This is a genomic window from Herbaspirillum frisingense, from assembly GCF_047325095.1.
Lineage (GTDB): Bacteria > Pseudomonadota > Gammaproteobacteria > Burkholderiales > Burkholderiaceae_D > Herbaspirillum > Herbaspirillum frisingense.
In genome coordinates, this window is the sequence record NZ_CP168558.1 from 519086 (window position 1) to 544724 (window position 25639).

The following is a 25639-nucleotide window of genomic DNA, read 5'->3' on the forward strand; positions in this document are numbered from 1 at the left end:
GAGCACATCATGCCTGCCTCATTCATGAAGACCCTGCGCGCACTGCTGCCAGCCGTGCCTTGTCTGTTGTTCCTGGCGATCTTCTTCTGTCTGCCGGTGGTGGAGATCCTGCAAACCAGCGTGCTTGATGCCGATGGTCATTTCACCACCGCGCAATATGCGCGCCTGGGTAGTGACTTCGTATTCTTCAAGGTGCTGTGGACGACCTTCTCGATCTCTGGGATGACCGCGCTGTTCTCTGTCCTGCTTGGTTTTCCGGTGGCCTATTTCCTTAGCCAGCTGGACGATCGGATACGCGAGCGCTGGATCATGTGGATCATGATCCCGTTCTGGACGAGCTATCTGGTCAAGACCTTTGCCTGGATCCTGGTGCTGTCCAAGACCGGGGTACTGTTTTCCCTGGCACACGCGCTGGGCATGGTCGATGACGGGCGCGCCCTGGTACCGTCCATGTTCGGTGTCATGATCGGCATGGTGCATGCCATGCTGCCATTGGCCGTCATCAACATGCTGCCCATCATGCGCAGCGTCAACATGCAATTGATGCATGCGGCCGAAACGCTGGGCGCCAGCCCGTCGGTATCATTCTTCTCGATCTTCCTCCCCATGGCAGGGCCGGGCGTGGCTGCTGCCGGCTTGCTGGTCTTCATCACCAGCCTCGGCTTCTTCATCCTGCCGGCCTTGCTCGGCGCACCCAGCGAGACCATGGTGGCGCAACTGGTGATCCAGGCCATCAACGAACTGTTCAACCTGCCCTACGCTGCGGCCCTTTCGGCGGTACTGCTGGTGGCGGCCATCCTGATCTTCATGCTCTACGACAAGCTGGTCGGTCTATCGTCCTTAAGTGGCGAAACGCGGACCCGGTCGTCCAGTGGCGGTACCTGGAGCAATACCCTGCTGATTGCCATCGGGCGCCTGTTCAGCGGGCTTCGCCGTGCCGCCGATGGGCGTCGTCCGATAATGAAGGTCTATGGCTTCGGCATCGTGGCATTGCTGTCCCTGCCGATCATCGTGGTGCTGCCCATTGCCTTCACCGATTCTCCCTTCCTGAGTTTCCCACCCAAGGGACTCAGCCTGCGCTGGTTCAACAGTTTCTTGTTCTCGGAAGTCTGGCAGACATCGTTCCTGCGTTCATTTGGCGTCGCCACCGTCACCGCGTTGGCCTCTACTGCATTTGGCATCGGCGCAGCGTTGGCGCTTACCCGCTTGCCTTCGCGCTGGACCAAGCCGTTCTTCGCCTTCTTGCTGGCCCCACTCATCGTGCCACGCATCGTGGTGGCAGTCGGTCTGTTCTATCTCTTCTCCCGGTTGAGCCTGGTCGGCACCGATATCGGCCTGGTCATCGGTCACACCGTACTGGCCATCCCCTATGTCGTGGTGACGATGGCGGCCGCACTCAAGCGCTTCGACTGGCGCCTGGACGACGCCGCGCGCATCCTCGGCGCGTCGGCCATGACGCGGCTGCGCACCATCCACTTGCCGATCATGATCGGCAGCATCGCAGCGGCGTTACAGATGGCATTCATCATTTCGTTTGACGAACTGACCATCGCCATCTTCGTCAGTGGTGGCCTCAAGAACACGCTGCCCAAGCAGATGTGGGACGACATGATCCTGCAGGTGAACCCGACGCTGGCCGCCGTATCGCTGGTGATGGTGGTGATCATTTCACTGCTGGTGGCGCTCCCGTCGCTGCACAAGAGATTACGCATGGCCCGTAGCTGACTCCATCCCTTTTGAATAAGAATCGACATGCACGTCTATCCACATTACTTTCCCGTTCGTGACGCCGCTGACAACCTCGATGTTGTGCCGCTGCTGCAATCCGGTTTTGCCGCCCATGCAGAGCGTGCGCAAAAGACGCTCATCGAGTTCAACGGTGTACCCACCTCCTATGGCGAGATGGCACAGCGTGTCGCACGCATGCGAACCTGGCTGGCGCACCAGGGTATCGGCCACGGCGACCGGGTTGCCCTGATGCTCGAAAATGGCCTCGAACACATGGCGCTGATCTATGCATTGATGCTGAGCGGAGCAGTCTGGGTGCCGGTCAATACGCGCCTCAAGGCGCCCGGTATCGACTATCTGCTCGGCCACTGCGAGCCCGATCTCTTCATTACGCAACCCAGCTTTGCCCAGGCTCTCGCCGGCCTGGAACAGGAACCCAAAAAACTGGTCTGGCTCAATGAGCTGGAACTGCCGGCCGCTGAAGCGCTGCCGCACATACCCATCGCATCGGACGACACGCTCTGCCTGATCTACACCTCCGGCACCACCGGCGCACCCAAGGGCGTCGTATTTACCCATCGTATGATGCGCATTGCCAGCGAGGGCACGGTGTTGGTCTCTGGTGTGAAGCCGGGCGACCGCATGTTCGTCTGGGAGCCGTTGTGCCACATCGGTGGCGCACAGCTGCTGCTGGTTCCCTTCCTGGCCGATGTCAGTCTGCAGGTGGTCGAACGTTTCTCGGCCAGCCGCTTCTGGCAGCAGGTAGAGCAGGCCCGCTCGACCCATTTGCATTACCTCGGCGGCATTCTCGATATCGTCTGCCAGCTGCCACCCGAATCCCAGCCAGCGCAGCACACGCTGCAGGTCGCCTGGGGCGCCGGCGTATCGACCAAATCGTGGGACAGCATCGTGCAACGCCTGGGGATTGCCTTGCGCGAATGTTATGGCATGACCGAGGTGTCGAGTTTCACCACCGTCAACTACAGCGGAAAACCAGGATCGATCGGCCGCGCCTTGCCCTGGCTGCGTGTTGAGCTGCTCGATGAAAACGACCAACCCGTACCCACCGGCGAGCTCGGCCAGATCGTGGTGTCCACCGATGTCGAGGGATGCTTCCTGCCCGCCTATCTGGACAACCCGAAAGCCACCAGCGAAGCCCGCCGCCACGGCAAGCTCTACACCGGCGACATGGCACGCTCGGACGACGAAGGCGATCTGTTCTTCGTCGGCCGCAAGACCGACAGCATGCGGGTACGTGGAGAAAATGTGTCGGCCTGGGAAATCGAACGCATCTTCGTCATGCACCCTGCCATCGCCGCCGTCGCCGCCATCGGCGTGGCCAGCGATGTCGGCGAACAGGAAATCATGCTGTTCGTGCAATTCAAGGAAGGGATGAAGCTCCCATTTGACGAACTGGCTGCCTGGGCCAGCTCGCGCCTGGCGAGCTATCAGCTGCCGCGTTACTACCAGCAGACGCAAGGATTCGAAACCACGCTGTCAGAACGCATCCGCAAGCATTTGCTGAGCCGTGATCTGTCGTTGGCCTGGGATCGTGCCAGTAGTGTGCTGAAGTAACGTGGGAAGCGGCGATAATAGTGTTTTTTGACAGATGCCCCGCCGCAATGCGGGGCCAATGAGCGAACGCATGGCCACAAAAAAAGACACCGCCCGCACAGGCAACGAACTGACGGGCGCAGACTCGCCGCTGTACGTGAACTCGGTCGAGAAGGCGATGAAGGTACTGATGGCCTTCGACGGCCAGCAGCGACAGTTGTCGCTGACGCAGATCGCCGCCCTCACCGGGTTCGATCTCAGTACCACGCAGCGTTTCACCTACACGCTGATGACGCTGGGCTACCTGAGCAAGGATGAGGCGGTGCGCAAGTACGAGCTGGCGCCACAGGTACTCAACTTCGCCTACCACTATCTGTCATCAAGCGACCTTGTGCTGCGCGCGACGCCCTACTTGCAGCAACTGAGCCGGGAAACCGAGGAGACCACCAATCTCACCATCCTCGATGGCACCGAGATTGTTTTCGTCCAGCGTATCGTCAGCAGCAACGTGCTCAATCCCACGGTAGTGACCGGCACGCGCTTGCCTGCTTTTTGCACCGCCAGCGGTCTTGCCATGATGGCGGCGCTCGATCCCCATGAGGTCGACGACATTCTCGCGCGCAGCGACTTGCGCATGTACACCCCCTACACCGTGGCCGACAAGGCTGCGATCAAGCAGCGGCTGATCCGTTTCCGCGAGCAGGGCTATGCACACAGTCGCGAAGAATATTTCCTGGGCGATATCTCGACGGCGGCGGTGGTGATGGATCACCGTCGCGGCCGCCCGGTAGGGGCGGTCAACCTGGCCATCGTCACAGCCCGTTGGGGCGGCGACGCCGACGAGCGCAGGCACGCCGATCTGGTGATGTCTGCTGCACGTGCCATTGCCAATTGATCATCTTATTTCCCTGTTCAGAAACGCCGCCTTCATCCAGCGTGACGCTGTCGAGTCGCACGCGTTTCCCGGATGAGGTATCGTGCAGCGCAGAGGAGGAGTCGGAAAATGGACTTGTTTAAAATCCTGGAATACAAGAGTTGGTCGGACCGACGCATTCTTGACGCGGTAGCGCAACTCACCCAAGCGGAACAGAGAAGCGCCCTGGATTTCGCACGGCAACAGCTGAACCACATGGTTCGCGTCGAGGAGTTGTTTCAAGCCAGATTGCGCGGAGTTGAAGACCCCCATGACTCCACCAATACCGAGCATCTGCCGGAATTGGCCGAGCTGGATTCCAGGCTGACGGCGGCAAACCAATGGTCGTTGGCCTATGCCAGGAGCCTGACGTCCAGTAGTGCGAAGGAGAGCATTTCTTTCACGTTTGTCGATGGAAAGCGCGGAAGACTCAGCCGCGAAGAAGCCCTGTTCCACCTCATCAATCATGGAACCTACCACCGAGGGGCGATTGGTCATGCTCTTGATCTGGCAGGTGGTCATCGTCCGGCCGATACCTACAACGTATTCATTCATGCTGCCGAGCCGGAGAGAAGGGGCTGATCCCATGCCCCGCCTCCCATCAGCAACCCTGGCAGGCCACGGCGCCCATGACGGGTAACTACAAATCCAGTTCAATCATCTGGCAAGCCGCTCTGGAACAGCATGGCGTGAATTGGTCATTGCGGCGCTTCTCTTCATCGCTGAGAATGAAATCGCGGTGGTCGATACTGCCGCTCAGGACGCGGGTGATGCATGTCCCGCATATCCCTTGCTCGCAGGAAGTAGGAATTTCGATGCCATTTTCTGCCAATACCTGAACGACTGACTTATCTTCAGGGATGTGGAAGACATCGCCGGTGCTTGCAATCCTGACGTCAAAGCTAGCGCCGCTTTTTTCCTCGACCGACGGTGGGGAGAAATACTCCTTGTGGAGCTGTTCTTTGTTCCAGCCCAGCCGTTCCGATTCGCTCAGGACGAAGTCCATGAAGCCGGTCGGCCCGCACACGTAGAGGTGGTCATCGGGTTGACGAGACCTGGCGAGGTCAGCCAGGTCGAGCTTCTGGCCTTCGTTATCGAAGTAGAACCGCACGTCCTTGGCAAAGGAGCGTTCGGCAAGACGCTGGCGAAACGCTGCGCGAGCGGGCGACCGGGCGCTGAAATGAAGTTCGAATGCCTTGGATTGAGCGTGCAACTCCTCTGCCATGGACAAAATGGGCGTGATGCCCACGCCACCGGCCACCAAGATCGACCGACCGGTGGTGGGTACCAGGTTGAAGTTGTTTCGGGGCGCACTGATACGGATCGATTGGCCGACTCCAATCGCATGCATGCCCCTGGAGCCGCCACGGGACGGCTCTGTCAGAAGCACGGCAATTTCGTATTCGTTCTCTTGTCCCGCCACGTTACACAGCGAATATTGGCGGACCAGGTTGGGAGCGACTTCGACATCTATGTGCGCACCGGCAGTGAAGCGGGGCAACGCCTCACCACTGGCCGCTCTGAACCTGAACGAATAGATTCCATCCGCTTCCAGGACCTTGGCAGATACGGTCATGGTCATCCACAAGTTACTGCCTGCATCGAGCTTCATATTCTCATTCCTGCTGACTTCCGGATTCAGGACTGCTGCATCATCACCACCTGGGGGAAGCCGGCACCGGTCGATGGCGGAGCGTTTTCCTTATCCTTGGCTTCCTGGTCGGCCCGTCCTTTGAGATAACGCCGCATGGCCACGCCGAGCGCATCGCTGGCGATGGAGATTTCGTAGAGGTCGTCCCCCTGTTCTGCGATCACTTCTTCGAGCAAGCTCAGGCCGACCACGTCTTCATCGAATGCCTTGAAGAAATTCGTGGCCATGAATTGCGTCGCTGCCTCGTCGGTCTGGGCAAAGTCACGGCCCAGATAGATGAAGTAGTGGGTGGTGTTGTGCGTGGCAGGTGTGGCCATGTGAGCGACCTTGATGAGGAACTCCGGACGTTCTCCTTCGGCAAGTGCCGAATCGTACAAGCGTGTGGTCACCTCGTAGAGCGCAGGCGTCAGGAATTCATTGCGAACGATGCGCGATGCGGTTGGCACGCCGTCCAGGCCAGTCGGCTTTCCCCAGACCGGTGGCAGCTTGGTCGGCGACACCGTGCGTACCAGGGCAAACCTGCCTTCACCCATTTCGGATTTGGTGGGGGCTTTCACATAGTCGGGTGAACCGATGGTGTTCGCATGCATGTAGCTCAGGTGCGAGGTGTCCAGCAGATTCTCGTGCAAGTAGACGTAACTGGACTTGAGGTCGTAGTAGCCCTTGGCGCCTGCCCATTCACTATCCATCATCCAGGGCAGCGCCGGAACCTTGGACTCATCAGCCAAGGCGGGGTCACCCATCCAGATCCAGATGACCGGGCCACGCTCCGCTAGCGGATAGGTACGTACGCCGATGTTCTTCGGGCATTTTGCAACTGCAGGGGCTTCGATGCAGTCACCGGATGCGTCATAGCGCAGGCCATGGTAGCCGCAGACGACGGTATCACCGTCCAGCTGACCCGCCGACAGAGGATAGGAACGGTGCACGCACCGGTCGTCCATGACGACCGGATTGCCAGCTTCGGTGCGGTAGAGGATCACGCGTTTGCCGAGCAGGGTGCGTTTGAGCAGAAAACGACCTACTTCATCGCTGAAGGCTGCGACGTACCACTCGTTGAAGATAAATGGCGTATTGCGGTCGGCGAGGCGGCTCATGGCGACTTGTGCGCCGCGGATGATGTCGTGAGATGGCTGTGTCATGGTGGTCTCCACTTTGTTCTAGGTACAAATTCCGATATTAGTCTTCTCGCCTGCAAGATTTTGTCTCTATGCGAAGCAGGACTTGCCCGATTTTGCCGTGCTCAGAAACGCCATGCTGCTCCAAGAGCCGGCGTCAGATCGGCTCTGCCAGGACCTTCAGGGATTGTTCGACAAGTACGGTTTGCTCGGCAATCGGCCGACCGGCCTGTTCGCGTCGCCCAATCTCCAGTGAGTTCTGGACCACCAGCAGGCAGCGCTCATAGCGCCGGGACATGTAGCGCATCAACGCACGGTCGATATCCTGGCCGTCGCCGAATTCTTCGGCCAATACCAAGGCATCTTCCGCCGCCAGACCCGCACCGGACGCCAATTGAGGCGTCGTCGGATGGGCGGCATCGCCGATGAGCAGGACTCGGCCCTTGAACCACGGACCCGGCAGTAGAAAGGCTTCCAACGGCCGATGGACGATGGTGTTCTCCGCGCTCAGAGATTTGCCGATTTCACGGATGATGCCGCCATAGGAGCGAGTCAGACGTTCCAGTTCTTCAGGAAGGGATTCTTCCGGGAGCCGACGTTTTTCCTTGGCGTTTTCCAGGAGAAACATGTACATCCGCTCCCTGGATACGGGTGTCAAACCGACTTTATACGGGCCGCCCAGGAAGAAATGGCGTCGGTCAATTTCAGGAGGGCGAGGCAGTTGTGCGCGCCAGGCGCTCTGCCCGGTGTACTCGGGAGTGGGGGCGTCCGGGAAGAGCAGGCTCCGGATACGCGAGAACAGTCCATCCGCGCCGATCACCAGGTCATAGCTGGACCGGGTGCCGTCGGTCAGTTCTACGTCGACCTGGTCATGACCTTGGTTGAACTTCTCAACCGAGAGTCCAAGACGTACATTCACGCCAGCCGCCAGGACTCTGGCCGACAGAATCTTGTGCAGTACCGGCCGCATGATGCCACCGCAGCCGGGAATGCCATCCTCTGGTCGTACGGGGGTAGGCAATACTGCCAGACGCGCACCGTCGGTAGAGCACACCTGAATGCCGGCGCCGGTGTAGGCCTGCGCTTCAATGTCCGGTAGCACGCCCAGCGCCTTGAACGCCCGCAGTGTAGGGCCGGTAATCGTGATGCCGGCGCCGTAGACACGCCATTCCGGGTCCAGGTCGATGAGCTCCACCTGGTGGCCGAACCTGGCCAGCGATATGGCGGCAGACATCCCGCCAACCCCACCGCCCACGATAAGAATCTTCTTCTGTTGCATCTACACAAGTCTCCAGTTACCGGACCCCGCACGACCGCAGTCGATACGAAAAGGCCAGGATGTTGTTCACACTGGCAGCGTAGCGGTATGCATGGATGAAATTTGCCTGAACTGGCCGTGCAATTTGTCTCGGAGCGAAGGAGGCAGACAGCGATGCTGCGCTGAGGGTCAAAAGGCGCAGCACAGGGGGCAAAGTAGCTGGCCTTCGCGCGCCTACGATATCAGTCCCGGGCCCACATCGATAAGGGCTTGCAACTGACAGAGGTGACGAATTGAGCGAGAACGTAGAGAATGCCGGCGCCGTGCAGGGCCGCCCCAAGACCCTGGCCGAAGCCAAGCAATGGATGCTGGGCAAGCTGGCCGCCAAGGTGCACCCGATGAATCTGGTGTCGAAGGAAGACGGTGAGCGTCTCATTGACTCCCTTCAGGGTCTGGATGGCGCATCGTGGGCGGCCGTCTGGGGCAAGGCCGGTGACGAAACACGCGCTCTGGCGGACCGCGCCCGTGACAGCGCCAACGACGCAGAAGCCGCCGCGCTCTACATGAAGGCAAGCGGCTTCTATTTCATGGGTCGATTCCCTTGCCCGAATCATCCTGACAAGGAGCGTTGTGCACGCGCAGAGCGCGAGACCTATGTCCTGGCGGGTTCGTATTGGGATAATCCGGTGCAGCGCGTCACCATTCCCTTCGAAGGCCGCAGCGGTGAAGGCAAGGAAATCGTGTTCCTGATCCGTCGTCCCAAAGGTGTGGAGCGCCCGCCTGTCGTTGTCATGTGGGGCGGGGTGGATGCATGGAAAGAACAGATGACCGCCGCATGCAATGCCTTCCTGGCGGCCGGCGTGGCGACCATCGCCATGGATAATGCAGGCACCGGCGAGTCACCGGTGAAGGGTGTTCAGGATGCAGAGCGCCAGTTCCTGCCCGTCTTCGAGTGGGCCAGTCGTCAGAGTGACCTGGACGGCGCAAAGGTCGGTATCCTGGGGCGCTCGTTCGGCGGCTACTGGGCGACCAAACTGGCGCACTTGCAGCCGGAACGCATTGCGGCCGCCGTGAACTGGGGCGGTGGTGCCCACTATATGTTCCAGCCAGAGTGGGTCGAATCCTCCCGTTACCCCGACAGCTACCTGATGGAGCTTGTCGAAACGCGTCAGCGCATGCTGGGCGTGACCACCGACCAGGAATACATTGACGGCTTCAAGCGCCTTTCCCTGGTCGACCAGGGGTTGCTTGACCAACCCAGCGCGCCGATGCTGCTGGTGAACGGCAAAGAAGACAAGCAGTGTCCCATCGCTGACCTGCATCTTCTGATCGAGCGTGGCACTCCCAAGGCCGTTCGCCTGTTCCCGGGCGGACACATGGGAAATACGCCGCAGACGCTGCCAACGATCGTCCAGTGGCTGTCCACCCATGTCAAAAACCAGGTGGGGGCCGCATGAGTGGAAACTGGGTCCAGCAGATTCCATCGCAATCTGCCTACTGGTTGAACAAGGTGCTGTTCGAGGTCCATCACAACGATGGGCAGCTCAAGCGCTATCTGGCATCTCCGGGCGAGTATCTGTCGACCGTACCGATGCCGGAAAATCTCCGGGAAGCGGTTCGTACCAATGATATTGGCGCCATGTATCTGGCGGGTGCCAATCCCTATCTGTTAAGGGCGCACTGCCTGGGATTGCGCATTTCGGAACAGGAATTCCTTGCATCACTCAAGGCCGTCGCTGGAGGACAAAAGAATGGCTGAACTCGTAGGAATCTATGCGGCGAGCCACACGCCCGTCATGCTGAATTTTCCGGATGCCATCCCCGGTGAAGACCGGGATGCGATTTTCGCGGCGTTCAAGGAGATGGGGCGGCGCATCGCCGAGTCGCGGCCCGATACCGTCATCGTCATTTCCGACGACCATGTCCACAACTTCTTTTTCAACAATTTCCCCGCGTTCTGCATCGGTGCCGCCGAAAGCTACCAGACGCCTGTGGAACACTGGCTGAAGGCTGAGAAGCAAGTCTTGCCGGGGAATGCGGCATTGGGCGCGCACCTCCTGGGTGAAGCGCTGCAAAACGGGTTTGACCCCTCCTTCTCGATCGAGCTGGTGCTTGACCACGGCTCGCTGACCCCGCTGTTGCTGGCCGGTCTGGTACCTCACGTACAAATCGTTCCATTGCTGGTGAACTGTGTCCAGCCACCCTTGCCCACGATGCGCCGATGCGTCGACTGGGGCAAGTTCCTTCGCAAGGCGATCGCCAGCTTTGACGCCAGCAAGCGCATCGCGATTCTTGCCACCGGTGGCATCAGCCACGATATCGCCACGCCGCGAATGGGCATGGTCAACGAGGAATTTGACCGCCAGTTCCTGGCCAACCTGGGCAGCGGCCATACGGATACGATTGTTGAGCACGCGACAAACCATGTCGCTGCTGCCGGAAATGGTGCGGAAGAAATCCGCAACTGGTTGATTGGCCATGGTGCGGCAGACGGTGCCCAGTTCGAGTCGCTCTACTACAAGGCAGTCTCCAAATGGTACACAGGGATTGGTCTGGCCCAGTGGAAGGTGAAAGGCTGAGATGAACGCTGAAATTGTTCCACTTGCAGCCGAGTCACTCGGCAAGGATGACAGTCACGCGGTCGTCTTGCTGCACCCCATTTGTGTGAATCGCGATATCTGGCGTCTGCAACTGCCCGTCTGGTCAAAGTCGTTCCGGCTGGTGCTGGTTGACCTGCCTGGACATGGCTTCAGCAAGCCGCTCGGGGGGACGCCAACACTCACGGACTTCGCCCGGCAACTGGCTGTGACTCTGACGAGGGCGGGGGTTGACCAGGTATCACTGGTCGGCGTGTCGCTTGGCGCAATGCTTGCACAGGCTTTTGCACTGGAATTTCCGGAGCGAATCCGAAAGCTCGTCCTTGCCAACGCGGGAGCGGTCACTCCTGAACCCGTGGTGGCGCTCTGGAATGAGCGTCAGAGGAGTTACCGCGAGTTCGGCGCCGAGCAGCATGTACGTTCGACGATAGAACGCTGGTTCGATGATGACTATCGCGCCCGTGCGCCGCTGACCGTGAAATGGATTGAATCCCTTGTACGAGGTACGACCCAGGCGGGGTATTTTGAGGCAGTCGATGCCATCAAGCGAATGAACCACGTAGCGCGGCTGCAGGAGATATCAGTACCCACGCTGGTCGTCGCCGGTGAGAAGGATGCCGCCGTGAAGCCGGAGATTTGTGCAAAGGTCGCCGAGGCCATTACGGGCGCCAGATTTGTGGTGCTGCCGTCGGGTCATATCAGCAATGTTGAAGCCGCTGCCGAATTCACGGAAGTTGTCGGGCAATTCCTGCTGAGCTGAGTCAGGAATCAGGAATCAGGAGTCAGGAGTCAGGCAGCTCCTGACGGCCGAGGCCCCAATCTGTTGACTGCGGATTGGGGCCTTGCCACATGGCCCTGCCACATCCATGCAGGGCTTAGCCGTGCACCTTCCTGTACTCCCGAGGGGTCATGTCGAACTTCTCCTTGAAGGCACGACTGAAGTGGGCAACATCGCTGAAGCCCCACCCATAAGCCACCTCCCCGATGGGCCGGTTCGATAGTTGACGCGATACCAGGTCTTCACGGCATCGCTCAAGACGCTCGGACCACACCCACTTCATCAGCGATGTCTGTTCTGCGGTAAAGAGCTGATAGATGTGCCGCGTCGACAGGTTGACCGCCTGCGAAATCATCTCCGCATCCAGCGAGGAATCGTGCAGGTTGTCACGAACAAACGCACGGATGCGCTCAAGGTGAAAAACATGCAGCTTGGAGGGCAGGGCCGTCATTTCCTTGTCGCAGAGGGACAGCGCAACCGCAAGCGTGTAGGGAAGGGCTTGCGCAATACGGGCGGCCGTATTTTCATCGAGATCCGATGCCATGCCGAACATCTCGTCATTCATTGCCCGGAAGATTGCCCCCGGCCCACCGGCCGTCTCGATTCGCCTGGCCGTGCGTAGATGCGCATCCGGAACCACCCTGCGCAACAGCTCCGAATCCACATAGGTCGAGTGCGTCACCATATGCCCGGTTTCGATGTGGAAGGGGGATGCCAGGTCGATCAGCACCATGTCTCCAGGTCGTACACGGGCGCTGCGCCCTCCTTGGGAAACATGCGCCTCGCCCTCCTTCTGGACAGTCACCAGCCACCGGCGGGTGTCTTTATGTGTCGCCGGTGCGGACGTCTCATGGGGAGAAAAGCGGATGGATGCAAATTGCAGGCTTCTGCCGCAATAGGCTTGCATCTGGGTGCTCAAGGGCTCGTCTTTTCCGGAGTCCAGTGACAGGCCGATCGAAAAAAGGCTGGCCATCTGCCTTTCGAACAATCGCGCGCCCTCACGGGACGGACTCTCGGCGGTAGAGAAGGTGCGGATAAAAATGGCTGTCTCCTTGGTCGTTGCGGCGCTCTTTTTGTTTTCATCTGGTGGGCGAAATGCGTTCGCCATTGATGTCGCCTTATTAGTCAAATTCTAGCGCGGACTGAAGCAAGATGGGGAATCGTAAAGGAATAGATTAACGCTACTCCCACCGGGAAATGGGAGACGGAAATAGTTTGCTCGCATCAACATAAAAAGCTGCTCATGAATGTGGCTCATTAATGTAGCTCCTAAACGCAGCTCATCGGAGACCTTTACCCACTTCACCACGCGGCGCTCAGCGCCAGATGCATCGTCGTCTTTGACGACGAGCTACAACCATAACAACGAAACCGAATGTCGCACTTGGCCGATAGGGCGTCGTGCGTCCTTCTGAAAGAGGAAAGAGAGACATGCAAAAAATCAAATGGAAATTCGGCGCAATTGCTGCCCTTGCTACGCTGCCCGTCGCCTCCTGGGCTCAAAGCAGCGTCACCATCTCGGGCATCATGGATGCCGGGGTTTCATACGTCAGCAATCAATCCGGAAAAAGCAATCTGCGGGCCGATAACGGCATCGGTGTCCCGAACATCCTGTTCATCAAGGGACAAGAAGACCTGGGTGGAGGAACTGCCGCCATCTTCCAGCTTGAGAGCCAGTTCAATCTCAGCACCGGCGCATCCTTGCCCGGAAACAATCTCATCTTCGGCCGCCAATCGCTGGTGGGTCTGAGGGATAACAAATGGGGCACACTCACCGCCGGTAACCAGTACGAATTCATGCACGACTCGCTGTTATTCGGCGGCTTTGATTCCGCGCTGACCTATGGCGGGTACTACACATTCCGCCAGGGACCGTTCAATGCCCTGGCGGTGCCGAACAACCCAACCGGCGCCTCGGACTTCGACCGCCTGGCCGGCCTGGCTCGTGTCGCCAATTCCGTCAAGTATCTGAGTCCGGATTTCAATGGCGTGACGTTCGGTGGGATGTATGGCCTCGGCGAGGTAGCAGGAGACACCTCGGCATCGCGCACCATCAGCCTCGGCACCAACTATGCCAGCGGTGCATTCGGCCTCGCAGCCGCATATACCGATGCGCGCTACTCCACCATGAGCAACGGCCACGACGGTATCCGCAACTGGGGTTTGGGCGCGCGATACCGGATCGGCGACTACAAGCTCAATCTGCTCTACACCAACACCCGCAATACCCTGACCAAGGGCGAGGTGAACGTCTATCAAGCCGGCGTCAACTGGCAGATGGATGTCGCCTGGAACCTGGGCGTCTCCTATGAGTACATGAAGGGGAACGCGCAATTGGCGCACAATTACGCCCATCAGGGGAATGCGACGCTGCAGTATTGGCTCTCGAAGCGAACCGATATCTACCTGCAGACCGTGTATCAGAAGGCAGGCGGCGACAACGCCAATACCCAGGCCTGGATCAACGGCCTGTACGGCCCGGGGTCTGCTTCCAGCACAGGTAGCCAAGCCATCTTCCGGATCGGCATGGCAACCCGTTTCTGAGCAGCCTGAGCCCTGAATCAAAAGAACAGAACGGAGATAGTATGAATATGTTGTCCAGTGGGACTGCCGCCGCTGCGGTCGGAGAAGAGTCCTGGCGGTATCGCGGGTGGGTGGTGGTCCTTGCGTCGATGATTGCCTTGATGTTCGGGCCCAGTACCGTGGCGGTGCTCAGTCTGGGGCTTTTCATCAAGCCCCTGGAAGCCGATTTTGGCTGGAGTCGCACCCAGATCGCGCTCGCCAGCTCTATCGTGTCTTACACGGTGATGTTCATTTCCCCGATTCAGGGCTACCTGACGGACCGCTTCGGCGCGCGGGCCATCATCATTCCGTGCATCCCCTTGTTCTGCGTCGCCATAGGTCTGATGTACTTCATGCCGCCGGTGCCGTGGATCTACTACGCTGCGTGGGTTGCTCTGCCTGCTATCGGTATTGGTATCTTCCCACTCTCGTATCTGCGCGTAGTCAGTTCCTGGTTCGACAAGCGCCTGGGGCTGGCGATCGGCATCGCCAACGCGGGTATTGGCATCGGTGGCGCAGTGATTCCGCTCGTGATCGGAACGGTGATCGTTCAGCAAGGCTGGCGTGCCGGATTCGTGGGCCTGGCCGTGTTGGTCGCACTGACGCTGCCCATTGCGTTCTTCTTCATCCGGGAAAAGCCCGGTACCGAGCCTAGAAAGGGGAAAGCGCAGAGCGTTCCCGGTGTTGATTTCAAGGAGGCCGCGTGCAGCAGGCAATTCAAACTGCTGGTCGGCATCTTCATGCTGTTGGGTATCATCAATACCGCATTGATTGTTCACCAGATCCCGATGTTGATTGATGCAGGCGTGACCCCACAGCGCGCTGCGGTGGTACAGGCGACCTTCGGCATCTTCGTCATCGTGGGCCGCCTGCTCACCGGCCTGCTTATCGACTACATCTCTGCCGCTTTGGTCATGTGTGTCCTCGCATTGGGAGGCACGATTGCCTGTGTGCTCTACGCGTACGGCGTCACCGGCGACGTGGTGTTCCTGTGTGCCGCATTGCTGGGAATGGTGCTGGGGGCGGAGTTCGATGTGCTCAGCTACCTTTTGAAGCGCTATTTCGGTATGCGCTCATTCGGCAAGCTCTATGGCGTGATCTTCGCAGTATTCCAGTTCGGTGCTGGTGCCGGCGCCGCATTTCTTCCCATCATGCGCCAAGCCTCGGGAAGTTATCGCACCGGTCTGTTAAGCTTTTCAGCCGCCACCCTGGTTTGCGCATTGCTGCTCGTCATGCTCCACCTCTGCGGTCGTATCGGGCAACCTCAAGCACACCCCCATCATTCGAGTATCTGACAAGGAAGTCTATGGAACAAAAAGCAGGCGAACCTCGGCTGCCAGTCGTCGATGTTGCAACAGCCTCGCCAGAACAGAAGCGCGTTCTGGATGACATCTTGAACGGACCGCGCGGTAACCTGGCCGGCCCGTTCCTCTCGTGGATTCACAGCCCTGAGCTGGCACAGCATGCACAGAAGCTTGGCGCATTCTGCCGCTATCACACGAAGTTGTCGTTACGGCTCTCCGAGCTGGCGATCCTCTGTACGGCTTCGAAGTGGCGAGCTCAGGCCGAGTGGCAGATTCACTATCCTATTGGCATCGATGCCGGACTGGATGAGCGGAATATCGAACTGATTCGCCTGGGCAAGGAGCCGAAATTCGCGCTTCGTGAAGAACAGTTGATTTGGGAGCTGGTGGAGGAACTCTATGAAACGAAGCGAGTTTCAGAGCCGCTCTACAAAGAGGCAGAGCAGTACTTTGGTATCGAGGTACTGGTGAATCTTGTTGGGCTGCTGGGTTACTACGCGTTGGTTGCCATGACGCTGAATGTTTTTCAGGTGCGCCATGGAGATGGACAGCTTCCGTTTGAAGGGTAGTTGTCTCTGATACTGATTCTGGCTTGGCCATACGGGGGGCAGGCAATGGTGGCGGTAGTCGCTAACTAAGAGGAATCGGACCCACTGGACCGGAGGCCCCGTTATTCGGGGCTTCTGCTTTTGGTTATGCCACCACTACTTCAGGCAGAGAAGCTCAGTGCTTCTTACCTTTCTATTCGTAGGAAAGGTATGCCCTGATTCAGGTGGCCGGCATTGCTTCCAGAGCTTTCGCGGTGGCGAGAAGCCCTCCGAGAACCTTATCGGCGACCCTTTCAGAGAAGCCTTCAGGTAGGTCGTTGCGCACCTTTTCTACAATTTCTGGTGTGCGGGCGATGAAGTCGGTCAGCAGCGGCTCTGCATCCGCGCCGAAGCCGACGGCCTTGGCGGTGCTGTTAAAGTGTCGACGCAGGATAGTGTGCGCGAGATAGTGCTTATTGGCGCCTTGTAGGGCCATCGCCATCTTTAGCCTGCGCTCATCCCATTGGTTCGGACCTGGGCCGATGACGGGGTACGCGGACATCACGTCATAAATAGGGGTTAGCCTGAAGCGCCCGCCGCCAGGCAGTAGTTGGATACTGAAATTTTTCGCATGGCCATCTGGGGCAAGTAGCATCCAGAAGAGGAGCTGTGAAGCCATAACGGTGCGCATATCCTCTACGGCCCGCTCTGATTGCTGCAACAGGGTGAACATCGCGTTCAAGCCTGGCCCGCCTTCATTCTCATATTTCCTGTGCGGAGAAGTGCCAGTAGCCTGGCAAAAGTCTTCCTGGACACGCCGGAACAGCCTCTTGCCGTCGCTTGATACTGCGCGGTCGAAACGCTCTACGACGAGCACTCTTTGTTTGCCGAACCTTGCAATTTCGGCGTTTGCCGTGTGGAGGCCGAATTCCTTGAAGAGGCGCAGGCATAGCCACTCGTTGTCGACCGACGTGGTGAAGTCCGCCTTCTTTCCACCCACCATCCCGATGGGGAGTTTGAATATGTGTGTTGTCGGCGTGGCTCCTCGCGGCTTCATCCATTTCCCGTCCCACCATAGGAAAGCGTCCTTCTCTTGCGCCCCGGCCAGAGAAATCCGGAAGTCATCGTCGGGGTCTTCTGGGGCGCCATGCCGGTCTATGTTGACCACTTCATGTTGATTTGCATTGAAAACTGACCCACTTTCCCAGGAAATTTGCATCCAAAGTTGACCCATGTTTAGACCACAATCCTGCTCATGACAGCGAGCGGGAGAACGGAGTGATAGACGTGGCCCTACTTGGAATTATTCGACGCTGGTACATCAGAGACCGCATCTCAATTCGGGAAATCGCTCGCAGGCTCGACATTTCCCGCAACACAGTTCGCCGCTACATCCGATCCGATGTCAGCGAACCCGCTTATCCAGCAAGGCGTTCGCCAAGCTCGCTCGATGAATTCACCGCCAGGCTCTCTGCTTGGCTCAGCGCAGAGGCGGTCAAATCTCGGAAGCAAAGAAGGACCCTGAAACAGATGTTCCTGGACTTAAGAGAACTGGGATACGAGGGGTCGTATGACCGGGTGGCTGCCTTCAGCAGGCAATGGAAGGTGGGTCAAATGGAGAGGGTCAAATCTGCGAGCAAATCAACAGTTAGCCCATTTTTATTACTACTGAGCACGGCTATTAATTTTTAGCTAATGTCATGAAAGAAAGCCGCCTGTATAGGCGGCTTTTGACCTTTTGAACAGGGAATGGCGGCATCAATCTCCGACCAACTTTATTCGGGCCCGACCAACTTTATTCATTGTAGTCACAGAACCCCCATCCCCCTCACTCCACCGTCACCGACTTCGCCAAATTCCGCGGCTTGTCCACATCCGTCCCCCTTGCCAATGCCGTGTGATACGACAGCAACTGCAACGGCACCACATGCAGGATAGGCGAGAGCACGCCGTAATGTTCCGGCATGCGGATCACGTGCACGCCTTCGGCCGAGGTGATGCGTGAGTCGCCGTCGGCGAAGACATACAACTGTCCGCCGCGTGCGCGTACTTCCTGCATGTTGGACTTGAGCTTTTCCACCAGTGCGTCGTTGGGTGCGATCGTCACCACCGGCATCTGGTCGGTGACCAGGGCCAGCGGGCCGTGCTTGAGTTCGCCAGCGGCGTAGGCTTCGGCGTGGATATAGGTGATTTCCTTGAGCTTGAGTGCGCCTTCCAGTGCGATCGGGTAGTGCAGGCCGCGACCCAGGAAGAGGGCGTTTTCGCGTCGTGCGAAGGCCTCGGACCAGGCCACGATGCTGGGCTCCAGTGCCAGCACGCTTTGCAAGGCCGCGGGCAGGTGGCGCATGGCCTTGAGGTGGGCTTCTTCTTCCTCGTCAGTCAGCAGGCCACGGGTCTGTGCCAGTGCCAGGGTGAGCAGGAACAATGCCGCCAGCTGCGTGGTGAAGGCCTTGGTCGAGGCAACGCCCACTTCCACACCGGCGCGGGTGATGTAGGCCAGTTCGCATTCGCGCACCATGGCGCTGGTGGCCACATTGCAGATGGTCAGGGTATGCGGCATGCCGAGGCTGCGGGCATGCTTCAGTGCGGCCAGGGTGTCGGCGGTCTCGCCGCTTTGCGAGATGGTGACCACCAGTGACTTCGGGTTGGGGACGCTGTCGCGGTAGCGGTATTCACTGGCGATTTCCACATTGACGGGGATGCGGGCTATCGATTCCAGCCAGTATTTGGCGGTCAGGCCGGCGTAGTAGCTGGTGCCGCATGCCAGGATCAGGATCGAGTCGACCTCCTTGAAGACCTTGTAGGCCTTGTCGCCAAAGAGTTCCGGCATGATGCGCACCACGCCCTCCAGGGTGTCGGCGATGGCACGCGGTTGCTCGAAGATCTCCTTCTGCATGTAGTGCTGGTAAGGGCCCAGTTCCACCGCGCTGGTGTAGGCCTGCACCGTGCGTACTTCGCGCTCGGCTGGTCGGCCGTTGCTGTCGACGATCCAGACCTTTTGCAGTTGCAGGTCGACGACGTCGCCTTCTTCCAGGTAGATGATCTGGTCGGTCGTGCCGGCCAGGGCCATGGCGTCGGAGGCGACGAAGTTCTGCCCCTCGCCCACGCCCACGATCAGGGGCGATCCCTGGCGTGCGGCAACCACGCGGTGCGGTTCGTCGGCGCAGAAGACGGCGATGGCATAGGCGCCGGTCAGGCGGTGCACGGCTTGCTGTACGGTGTGGAAGAGGTCGCCGTCATACATGTGGTCGACCAGGTGGGCGATCACTTCGGTGTCGGTCTGGCTCTCGAAGGTATAGCCGGCTGCCTGCAGTTCGGCACGCAGTTCGTCGTGGTTCTCGATGATGCCGTTGTGGACCAGTGCGATGCGGTCGCGCGAGAAGTGCGGGTGGGCATTGTGCGTGGCAGGGGCGCCGTGGGTGGCCCAGCGGGTGTGGGCGATGCCAGTGAAGCCGGCCAGGCCGGTCTGGGCAATCTGCTGCTGCAGGTCGGCCACGCGCGAGGTGCTGCGCGAACGCTGCAGCTTGCCATCCACATGCAGCGCCACCCCGCAGGAGTCGTAGCCGCGATATTCGAGGCGCTTCAGGCCTTCAAGCAGGATGGGAGTGACGTTTTGTTGCGCTACTGCGCCGACGATGCCGCACATGGAATGCCTCTTGGGAAAAGATGTGCATGCATGGTAGGGCAGGCAATTTGAAATATGATTTCTAAAATTAGCATTAAATGAATTAATATTGCCTTATCACTGCATGTAGAAATATTTGGAAAGAAAATTCAAACTAATGAATTTATATTTCAATATGCGCCGTTCAATCTTTTCCGATCCATGACTGGCCCCCTGATTCAACGCTGATGAAACTCGACCTGGACGACCTTGACCGCAGAATTCTGCAGGCTTTGCAGACCGATGCCAGCCAGACCAACCAGGAGCTGGCTGCCCGGGTGCATGCCTCTCCGCCCACGTGTCTGCGGCGGGTCAAGCGGCTGGTCGAGGCCGGCGTGATTGCGCGTCAGGTGGCCTTGCTGGATCCGGTGCGCCTGTCGTCGACGCTGACTGCGGTGGTCGAGATCACGCTTGACCGGCAGGGGGAGGAAGAGCAGCAGGCCTTCGAGGTGCTGGTGGCGACCGAGCCTGCAGTGCAGCAGTGCTATCGCGTCTCGCCGGGGCCGGATTTCGTGCTGGTGGTGCTGGTGAGGGACATGCCGGCCTATCACGCGCTGGCGCATCGCCTGTTCGCTTCGCAGCGTAACGTGCGCAATGTGCGCAGCTATTTCTCCATCCATCGCAGCAAGTTCGAAACGGCAGTGCCCATCGAGACCTGATGCGATGAGAGCGTCGCTGAAAAGCAATCGGCCGGCGCACAATGTGGCCGGCCGATTTTTTTTGCTGTGGATAAGTCAGATTCGCGCCTGGGCACTCACTTCTTTATCTTTACCGGGCGCTGCCATCCCGCCAGCGACAGCTGCTTGGCGCGCGAGAGGGTCAGTTGTCCGGCCGGCGCGTCCTTGGTCAGCGTCGTGCCGGCACCGATGGTGGCACCCTTGCCCACGCGCACCGGTGCGACCAGCTGGCTGTCGCTGCCGATGAAGGCATCGTCCTCGATGACGGTGCGGAATTTGTTGGCACCGTCGTAATTGCAGGTGATGACACCGGCGCCGACGTTGACTCCGCTGCCGATGTCGGCGTCACCCACGTAGGCCAGGTGATTGGCCTTGCTGCCGAGGCCGACGATGCTGTTCTTGACCTCGACGAAGTTGCCGATATGTACGTCGGCCGCCAGTTCGGTACCGGGGCGCAGGCGGGCATAGGGGCCGATCTGGGCCTTGGCGCCGACCACCGCGTCTTCGATGTGGGTGAAGGGCTTGATGTTCGCACCGGCAGCGATACGGGCGTTGCGGATGACGCAGTGGGCGCCGATGGTGGCGCCTTCGCCGATGCTGACCTCGCCTTCGAAGACGCAGTTGACGTCGATGCTGACGTCGCGCGCGCAGTTGAGCACGCCGCGTACGTCGATGCGTGCCGGGTCGGCCAATGTCACGCCGGACTCCAGCAGGGCACGGGCGATGCGCAGTTGGTGTATCCGTTCCAGTTCAGCCAACTGCACCTTGCTGTTGACCCCCAGGGTTTCGGCCACATCGTCGGGCTGGGCCGAGACCACCTCGACGCCATCGGCCACGGCTGCGGCGATCACGTCGGTGAGGTAATACTCGCCCTGTGCGTTCTTGTTGGACAGCCTGGACAGCCAGTCACGCAGACGCGCAGTGGGCGCGACGATGATGCCGGTATTGACTTCCTTGATGGCGAGTTCGGCCGCGCTGGCATCCTTCTGTTCGACGATGCGGGTGATCTTGCCGCCTTCACGCACGATGCGCCCGTAACCGGTGGGGTTGTCCAGCTCGACGGTCAGCACCCCCAGCTTGTCCTGGCCGGCCGCTTGCAACAGGCGCTGCAGCGTCGCGGTGCTGGTCAGGGGGACGTCGCCGTACAGCACCAGGGTGGAGGCGTTGTCGTCCAGATGGGGCAAGGCCTGCATGACGGCGTGGCCGGTGCCGAGCTGGGGTTCCTGCAGGGCGAACGACAGGCCCTGGTCGGCGAAGGCCTTGGGTACGGCGTCGCCGCCGTGGCCGTAGATGACACACAGTTGTGAGGGGGCCAGCGAGCGGCCGAGGTCGACCACATGGCCCAGCAGGGGCTTGCCGGCCAGGGGATGCAAGACCTTGGGCAGGGCGGATTGCATGCGCTTGCCCATGCCGGCGGCGAGGATGACGATGTTCATCGGGACTGGATTGTTTGAATCAAAGGGTCGGTTCAGGAAAAGGCGATCACTCGTTATCGATGCCGTCGAGGATATCGTTGACGATGAATTGTGCACTGCCCTCTTCGTGGGGAATGAGCTGCTTGATGATTTCCTCGCGCTTCTCCCTGAGCGGGTCATTCTTCTCGACACACAGCTGTTCCAAGTAGTGTACCGCCTGCTCAAAGTTCTCCGCTCGGTACATGCCCTCTTGGAGCAGTTGGCCGATTTCGTTGAGGGGGAAGTGCCCCGGGTTTTCCGTCCAGATTAGGGGTTTGCCGGTCACCATGTATTCCGCGAAGAAGCCCACGCCGTCGGTAATCATGAGGTCCGAGGCCCAGAACAGGGGGATGTAGTTGCCGCCAGTGACGATGGCGGTATTGGGAAGCGCGATGAATTCTTCCATGTAGGCCCGCAGCTCGGCCGGTGTCATCACCCCATAGGCGATGACCTTGTCAAAAAGGGTCGGATGAGGCTTCAGGACAATCTGCAGGTGGGGACATTCGCGTGCCAATTGCAGGAAATGTTTGTAGTTGGTCGGAAAAGTAGAGAAATAAAGCCAGTCCGAAGTCATGCTGTGATGCGGCGCCCAGATGATACGCACGGTATTGGGTTCCACAGGCAATGGCCAGCTCATGTCATCACGCATCTGCAAGATACGGTCCAGCTTGGGGGAGCCGGAGGTGATCAGGTTCGATTCGAACGAAAACTTGCCAGCCCGTCCCACGTTGAACTCGGTCTCAGCATATACCCTCCAGCAACTGCGGGTGAAATAATGATTGTAGTGCTCATCCTCCATGGCGACAGAGCCGAAGCCATAGGGCACGATGCAGATCTTGGCGAAGTCGATCTCGTGATAATGGAATTCCGGCTGGATGCTGATGTCCCATGGCGATTGGCGAAAGATGACGTCCGGATTCATCAGCTTGAGCATCTCCAATTCATGTACCGGGCTGTCGCTATTGAAGCGGATCGGGTTGATGCCAAGCTGTGCGAGTCCATTGAAATTGATATCTTCTTGGCCGAATTTTTGCGAATTGAGGAAGTCGCGTTTCATCGATACCACTACCGGCTCGAAGCGTTCGTGACGCAGCATGATCTGATAAATCTCGTGCAAGGCATCCCAGGTCTCTACGTTATGCACCATAAACACGACACGTATGACGCGCTTGTCGCGCCGCAAAGCGTTTCGCGATATCAGGTTGGCGGTGGATTTGAGTTTCGAGAGCGTTACATGCACCGGGTGGAACAGCTGTTGCATTGATCTTTCGATGTGTTGCTGAGTTCTCGCTTGGCCATCAGCTAGCGCTCGGCTGGTGGCGAGCAGCTGTTTCAGATTGTTCTCCAGACTTTCCATGCGCAGTTCCATGCGTTGCAGGCGCTCTTCGAGTGCCTGGGGGGCCGGAAAATTCTTACTGTCGTGCTGGCTCATTGATGCTCCGGTGGTATGAAGTGAGGGGAAGCGCTACGGCCCAGGCCATTCGTTATGGCAACACCCGAACCGTTTTTAGTCGGGATCGCGGCGCGGGCGCTAGGGCAAATACTTGCATGACGGGAAGCGACGCTTGTTTGTTTGCTCATTTTTCTCTCTGCTTACGGCGGCACGATGCCTTGGATTGGAGGCTGAAATACCGTTTTAATCGTCCGATAAGGCCATTCACGGATGTGATTTAATACGCCAATTCTCGTGGATTATCTCATCAGAGTGATACAAAGGCGTCTATGAAAGTTGTGATCCTTGCCGGCGGTCTGGGCACCCGGCTCAGCGAAGAAACAGCACTGCGTCCCAAACCGATGGTGGAAATCGGCGGCAAGCCGATCCTTTGGCATATCATGAAAATCTATGCCAGCCACGGGATAAACGATTTCATCGTATGTTGCGGCTATCGTGGCTACATGATCAAGGAGTACTTCGCCAATTATTTCCTGCACATGTCGGACGTGACCTTCGATCTGACCAGCAACAAGGTCGAGGTGCATCACAAGCATGCCGAACCATGGCGGGTCACCCTGATCGATACTGGTGAACATACCCAGACAGGCGGCCGTCTCAAGCGGGTGAGTCAGTACATCGGCGACGAGGACTTCTGCTTTACCTACGGTGATGGGGTGGGCGACGTGGACATTACCGCTGCGATCGCCTTCCATCGTGGTCATGGGCGTCTGGCGACGGTGACCGGGGCCCAGCCGTTAGGACGTTTCGGTGCGCTCAACGTGGATGGTGACCGGGTACTGAGCTTCAAGGAAAAGCCGCCCGAGGAAAGCGGGTGGATCAACGCCGGCTTCTTCGTACTGTCGCCCAAGGTACTGGACTACATCGAAGACGATAGTACCCTGTGGGAGACCCATCCCATCGAACGGCTTGCCAAGGAAGGCCAGCTCCATGTGCACTATCACAATGGCTTCTGGCAGCCAATGGATACCCTACGCGACAAGAATCACCTGGAAGAGCTCTGGCGCACGGGTCGCGCGCCATGGAAGCGTTGGGAATGACACGCGTAATACATATCAGGCAAGCAGACATGGATAAAGATCAGTTGAGACAGGAAATGGTGGCGCTGGCAGCAAAGTATGCTGAACTTGCGCACCAGCCGGCCGGTTTCGTTCCCGGCAAGACCCCGATACCGCCTGCGGGCAAGGTCATCGGCGGAAGGGAAATGGAATTGATGGTCGAGTCGGTGCTGGATGGCTGGCTCACCACCGGACGCTTCAACGACGCCTTCGAGCAGAAGCTGGCGCGTTATCTGGGGGTTCAGTACCTGATTACGGTCAATTCCGGTTCGTCGGCCAACCTGGTGGCGTTTTCGACGCTGACCTCGCCTAGTCTGGGCGATCGTGCGATCAAGCCGGGCGACGAGGTCATCGGCGTGGCGGCGGGTTTTCCGACGACCGTCAATCCTATCCTGCAGTTTGGTGCGGTGCCGGTGTTCGTGGACGTCGATATCCCGACCTACAATATCGATCCGGCGCGCATTGAGGCCGCCATTTCCAGCAAGACCAAGGCCATCATGCTGGCCCATACCCTGGGCAATCCCTACAATATCGATGTGGTAGTTGGTTTGTGCAAGAAGTATGGCCTCTGGCTCATCGAGGATTGCTGCGATGCCCTCGGGTCGACCTACCGCAACCAACTGGTCGGTACCTTCGGCGATATAGGTACGCTGAGTTTCTATCCGGCGCACCACATCACCATGGGTGAGGGTGGTGCCGTCTTCACCAACAATCCGGAACTCAAGCGTATCGCGGAGTCGTTCCGTGACTGGGGACGGGATTGTTATTGTCCTCCCGGCAAGGACAACACCTGCAACAAGCGCTTCTGCTGGAAGTTGGGCAATTTGCCGGAAGGCTACGATCACAAGTACACGTATTCCCATCTCGGCTACAACCTAAAGATCACCGATATGCAAGCTGCCTGCGGTCTGGCGCAACTGGACCGCCTGCAGGACTTCATCGGTGCCCGCAAGCTTAACTTCGCTTATCTGAAGAATCGCCTGCGTGATTGCGAGGAATTCCTGGTCCTGCCGGAGGCGACCGAACACTCCGATCCCTCCTGGTTCGGATTCCCGGTGACATTGCGTCCCAACGCGCCTGTATCCCGCGTGGATCTGCTTACCTATCTGGATCAGAATCGCATTGGTACGCGCCTGTTGTTCGCCGGCAACCTGACGCGCCAGCCTTACATGATCGGGCGCAATTATCGCGTCAGCGGTAGCCTTGATAACAGCGATGTGATCATGAACGATACTTTCTGGCTGGGCGTGTATCCCGGCTTGAACGAAGAGCATCTAGAATTCGTGGCGTCGCGCATCGAGAGTTATCTCGGCGTGGCCTTTGAATAATAAGGCGGCCTGCAC

General features: G+C 58.8%; 22 protein-coding genes and 1 pseudogene. 15 read left to right on the plus strand and 8 right to left on the minus strand.

What is annotated here, in order from left to right; translation table 11 throughout:
* The first annotated feature begins 9 nt into the window (after positions 1-9).
* The 4 genes from ACEOAC_RS02395 to ACEOAC_RS02410 all read left to right on the plus strand — a co-directional run bounded on the left by ACEOAC_RS02395 (position 10) and on the right by ACEOAC_RS02410 (position 4777).
* The gene (locus ACEOAC_RS02395; protein ID WP_413443221.1) at positions 10-1725 is read left to right on the plus strand and encodes an ABC transporter permease subunit; all 1716 of its coding nucleotides are present in this window, start codon (positions 10-12) and stop codon (positions 1723-1725) included.
* A 27-nt stretch (positions 1726-1752) separates the two neighbouring features.
* On the plus strand, positions 1753-3303 hold the full coding sequence (locus ACEOAC_RS02400; RefSeq protein WP_413443220.1) for an AMP-binding protein: 1551 nt from the start codon (positions 1753-1755) through the stop codon (positions 3301-3303).
* 70 nt (positions 3304-3373) lie between these two features.
* The gene (locus ACEOAC_RS02405; RefSeq protein WP_413443219.1) at positions 3374-4177 is read left to right on the plus strand and encodes an IclR family transcriptional regulator; all 804 of its coding nucleotides are present in this window, start codon (positions 3374-3376) and stop codon (positions 4175-4177) included.
* Between the two features lie 108 nt (positions 4178-4285).
* Complete coding sequence (locus ACEOAC_RS02410; RefSeq protein ID WP_413443218.1) at positions 4286-4777, plus strand: DinB family protein; 492 nt, start codon at positions 4286-4288, stop codon at positions 4775-4777.
* Between the two features lie 58 nt (positions 4778-4835).
* Here the strand turns inward: ACEOAC_RS02410 and ACEOAC_RS02415 are convergent, their stop codons facing one another.
* The 3 genes from ACEOAC_RS02415 to ACEOAC_RS02425 form a co-directional block, all read right to left on the minus strand.
* Positions 4836-5807: a PDR/VanB family oxidoreductase gene (locus tag ACEOAC_RS02415; RefSeq protein WP_413443217.1), complete on the minus strand. Its 972-nt coding sequence runs from the start codon at positions 5805-5807 to the stop codon at positions 4836-4838.
* A gap of 26 nt (positions 5808-5833) precedes the next feature.
* A complete protein-coding gene (locus tag ACEOAC_RS02420; protein ID WP_006461261.1) occupies positions 5834-6988 on the minus strand; it encodes an aromatic ring-hydroxylating dioxygenase subunit alpha in 1155 nt (384 codons plus the stop codon).
* A 133-nt stretch (positions 6989-7121) separates the two neighbouring features.
* Positions 7122-8243 carry an FAD-dependent monooxygenase gene (locus ACEOAC_RS02425; RefSeq protein WP_413443216.1) on the minus strand — a complete coding sequence of 374 codons (1122 nt, stop codon included), beginning with the start codon at positions 8241-8243 and terminating at the stop codon, positions 7122-7124.
* 272 nt (positions 8244-8515) lie between these two features.
* Here ACEOAC_RS02425 and ACEOAC_RS02430 point away from each other — a divergent pair, with 272 nt between their 5' ends.
* From ACEOAC_RS02430 to ACEOAC_RS02445, 4 genes are read left to right on the plus strand one after another with little or no spacing between them, the layout of a single operon-like run.
* The gene (locus tag ACEOAC_RS02430) at positions 8516-9679 is read left to right on the plus strand and encodes an alpha/beta hydrolase family protein (RefSeq protein ID WP_413628670.1); all 1164 of its coding nucleotides are present in this window, start codon (positions 8516-8518) and stop codon (positions 9677-9679) included.
* Entirely contained in the window at positions 9676-9981 is a 306-nt protein-coding gene (locus ACEOAC_RS02435; protein ID WP_006461264.1) for a subunit of meta cleavage enzyme, read from the plus strand. Before ACEOAC_RS02430 ends, ACEOAC_RS02435 begins: the two co-directional genes overlap by 4 nt.
* Entirely contained in the window at positions 9974-10801 is an 828-nt protein-coding gene (locus ACEOAC_RS02440) for a 2,3-dihydroxyphenylpropionate 1,2-dioxygenase (protein WP_006461265.1), read from the plus strand. The genes ACEOAC_RS02435 and ACEOAC_RS02440 overlap by 8 nt, the downstream gene beginning before the upstream one ends.
* A 1-nt stretch (position 10802) precedes the next feature.
* Positions 10803-11579 carry an alpha/beta fold hydrolase gene (locus ACEOAC_RS02445; protein WP_413443214.1) on the plus strand — a complete coding sequence of 259 codons (777 nt, stop codon included), beginning with the start codon at positions 10803-10805 and terminating at the stop codon, positions 11577-11579.
* A gap of 115 nt (positions 11580-11694) precedes the next feature.
* On the opposite strand, the gene ACEOAC_RS02450 is transcribed toward ACEOAC_RS02445, so the two are convergent.
* Positions 11695-12705, minus strand: coding sequence for a helix-turn-helix domain-containing protein (locus tag ACEOAC_RS02450; RefSeq protein WP_006461267.1), 1011 nt, complete (start codon positions 12703-12705; stop codon positions 11695-11697).
* Positions 12706-13028: 323 nt separating this feature from the next.
* On the opposite strand from ACEOAC_RS02450, the gene ACEOAC_RS02455 reads away from it, so the two are divergent.
* From ACEOAC_RS02455 to ACEOAC_RS02465, 3 genes are read left to right on the plus strand one after another with little or no spacing between them, the layout of a single operon-like run.
* Positions 13029-14141 carry a porin gene (locus ACEOAC_RS02455; protein ID WP_413443213.1) on the plus strand — a complete coding sequence of 371 codons (1113 nt, stop codon included), beginning with the start codon at positions 13029-13031 and terminating at the stop codon, positions 14139-14141.
* Positions 14142-14182: 41 nt separating this feature from the next.
* The gene (locus ACEOAC_RS02460; protein WP_413443212.1) at positions 14183-15454 is read left to right on the plus strand and encodes an MFS transporter; all 1272 of its coding nucleotides are present in this window, start codon (positions 14183-14185) and stop codon (positions 15452-15454) included.
* Between the two features lie 11 nt (positions 15455-15465).
* Positions 15466-16032 carry a carboxymuconolactone decarboxylase family protein gene (locus ACEOAC_RS02465; protein WP_413443211.1) on the plus strand — a complete coding sequence of 189 codons (567 nt, stop codon included), beginning with the start codon at positions 15466-15468 and terminating at the stop codon, positions 16030-16032.
* A 199-nt stretch (positions 16033-16231) separates the two neighbouring features.
* Here ACEOAC_RS02465 and ACEOAC_RS02470 read toward each other — a convergent pair.
* Positions 16232-17161: pseudogene (locus ACEOAC_RS02470) on the minus strand (HipA domain-containing protein); the annotation flags it as partial.
* 116 nt (positions 17162-17277) lie between these two features.
* Here ACEOAC_RS02470 and ACEOAC_RS02475 point away from each other — a divergent pair.
* A complete protein-coding gene (locus ACEOAC_RS02475; protein ID WP_413628901.1) occupies positions 17278-17682 on the plus strand; it encodes a helix-turn-helix domain-containing protein in 405 nt (134 codons plus the stop codon).
* 136 nt (positions 17683-17818) lie between these two features.
* On the opposite strand, the gene glmS is transcribed toward ACEOAC_RS02475, so the two are convergent.
* The gene (gene glmS, locus ACEOAC_RS02480) at positions 17819-19636 is read right to left on the minus strand and encodes a glutamine--fructose-6-phosphate transaminase (isomerizing) (protein WP_006461280.1); all 1818 of its coding nucleotides are present in this window, start codon (positions 19634-19636) and stop codon (positions 17819-17821) included.
* A 206-nt stretch (positions 19637-19842) separates the two neighbouring features.
* Between glmS and ACEOAC_RS02485 the strand changes: the two genes are divergently transcribed.
* Positions 19843-20313: an Lrp/AsnC family transcriptional regulator gene (locus tag ACEOAC_RS02485; protein ID WP_102662742.1), complete on the plus strand. Its 471-nt coding sequence runs from the start codon at positions 19843-19845 to the stop codon at positions 20311-20313.
* 95 nt (positions 20314-20408) lie between these two features.
* Here ACEOAC_RS02485 and glmU read toward each other — a convergent pair whose 3' ends face one another.
* Together glmU and ACEOAC_RS02495 are read right to left on the minus strand one after the other, a co-directional pair.
* Positions 20409-21767, minus strand: a complete 1359-nt coding sequence (gene glmU / locus ACEOAC_RS02490) for a bifunctional UDP-N-acetylglucosamine diphosphorylase/glucosamine-1-phosphate N-acetyltransferase GlmU (protein ID WP_413443209.1) — start codon at positions 21765-21767, stop codon at positions 20409-20411.
* 46 nt (positions 21768-21813) lie between these two features.
* The gene (locus ACEOAC_RS02495) at positions 21814-23217 is read right to left on the minus strand and encodes a hypothetical protein (protein ID WP_413443208.1); all 1404 of its coding nucleotides are present in this window, start codon (positions 23215-23217) and stop codon (positions 21814-21816) included.
* A gap of 290 nt (positions 23218-23507) precedes the next feature.
* On the opposite strand from ACEOAC_RS02495, the gene rfbF reads away from it, so the two are divergent.
* Entirely contained in the window at positions 23508-24278 is a 771-nt protein-coding gene (gene rfbF, locus ACEOAC_RS02500) for a glucose-1-phosphate cytidylyltransferase (protein ID WP_413443207.1), read from the plus strand.
* Between the two features lie 29 nt (positions 24279-24307).
* Positions 24308-25624 (plus strand): lipopolysaccharide biosynthesis protein RfbH, encoded by a 1317-nt coding sequence (rfbH, locus tag ACEOAC_RS02505; RefSeq protein ID WP_413443235.1) that lies wholly within the window; start codon positions 24308-24310, stop codon positions 25622-25624.
* Positions 25625-25639 lie beyond the last annotated feature (15 nt).

Bases quoted from the DNA above. Each gene is read 5' to 3' on its own strand.
- ACEOAC_RS02435 (WP_006461264.1), top strand. From the start codon at position 9,676: ATGAGTGGAAACTGGGTCCAGCAGATTCCATCGCAATCTGCCTACTGG.
- glmU (WP_413443209.1), bottom strand. From the start codon at position 21,767: ATGAACATCGTCATCCTCGCCGCCGGCATGGGCAAGCGCATGCAATCC.
- ACEOAC_RS02495 (WP_413443208.1), bottom strand. From the start codon at position 23,217: ATGAGCCAGCACGACAGTAAGAATTTTCCGGCCCCCCAGGCACTCGAA.
- glmS (WP_006461280.1), bottom strand. From the start codon at position 19,636: ATGTGCGGCATCGTCGGCGCAGTAGCGCAACAAAACGTCACTCCCATC.
- ACEOAC_RS02420 (WP_006461261.1), bottom strand. From the start codon at position 6,988: ATGACACAGCCATCTCACGACATCATCCGCGGCGCACAAGTCGCCATG.
- ACEOAC_RS02450 (WP_006461267.1), bottom strand. From the start codon at position 12,705: ATGGCGAACGCATTTCGCCCACCAGATGAAAACAAAAAGAGCGCCGCA.
- ACEOAC_RS02460 (WP_413443212.1), top strand. From the start codon at position 14,183: ATGAATATGTTGTCCAGTGGGACTGCCGCCGCTGCGGTCGGAGAAGAG.
- rfbH (WP_413443235.1), top strand. From the start codon at position 24,308: ATGGATAAAGATCAGTTGAGACAGGAAATGGTGGCGCTGGCAGCAAAG.
- ACEOAC_RS02440 (WP_006461265.1), top strand. From the start codon at position 9,974: ATGGCTGAACTCGTAGGAATCTATGCGGCGAGCCACACGCCCGTCATG.
- ACEOAC_RS02410 (WP_413443218.1), top strand. From the start codon at position 4,286: ATGGACTTGTTTAAAATCCTGGAATACAAGAGTTGGTCGGACCGACGC.
- ACEOAC_RS02485 (WP_102662742.1), top strand. From the start codon at position 19,843: ATGAAACTCGACCTGGACGACCTTGACCGCAGAATTCTGCAGGCTTTG.
- ACEOAC_RS02415 (WP_413443217.1), bottom strand. From the start codon at position 5,807: ATGAAGCTCGATGCAGGCAGTAACTTGTGGATGACCATGACCGTATCT.
- ACEOAC_RS02455 (WP_413443213.1), top strand. From the start codon at position 13,029: ATGCAAAAAATCAAATGGAAATTCGGCGCAATTGCTGCCCTTGCTACG.
- rfbF (WP_413443207.1), top strand. From the start codon at position 23,508: ATGAAAGTTGTGATCCTTGCCGGCGGTCTGGGCACCCGGCTCAGCGAA.
- ACEOAC_RS02400 (WP_413443220.1), top strand. From the start codon at position 1,753: ATGCACGTCTATCCACATTACTTTCCCGTTCGTGACGCCGCTGACAAC.
- ACEOAC_RS02425 (WP_413443216.1), bottom strand. From the start codon at position 8,243: ATGCAACAGAAGAAGATTCTTATCGTGGGCGGTGGGGTTGGCGGGATG.
- ACEOAC_RS02395 (WP_413443221.1), top strand. From the start codon at position 10: ATGCCTGCCTCATTCATGAAGACCCTGCGCGCACTGCTGCCAGCCGTG.
- ACEOAC_RS02405 (WP_413443219.1), top strand. From the start codon at position 3,374: ATGGCCACAAAAAAAGACACCGCCCGCACAGGCAACGAACTGACGGGC.
- ACEOAC_RS02445 (WP_413443214.1), top strand. From the start codon at position 10,803: ATGAACGCTGAAATTGTTCCACTTGCAGCCGAGTCACTCGGCAAGGAT.
- ACEOAC_RS02465 (WP_413443211.1), top strand. From the start codon at position 15,466: ATGGAACAAAAAGCAGGCGAACCTCGGCTGCCAGTCGTCGATGTTGCA.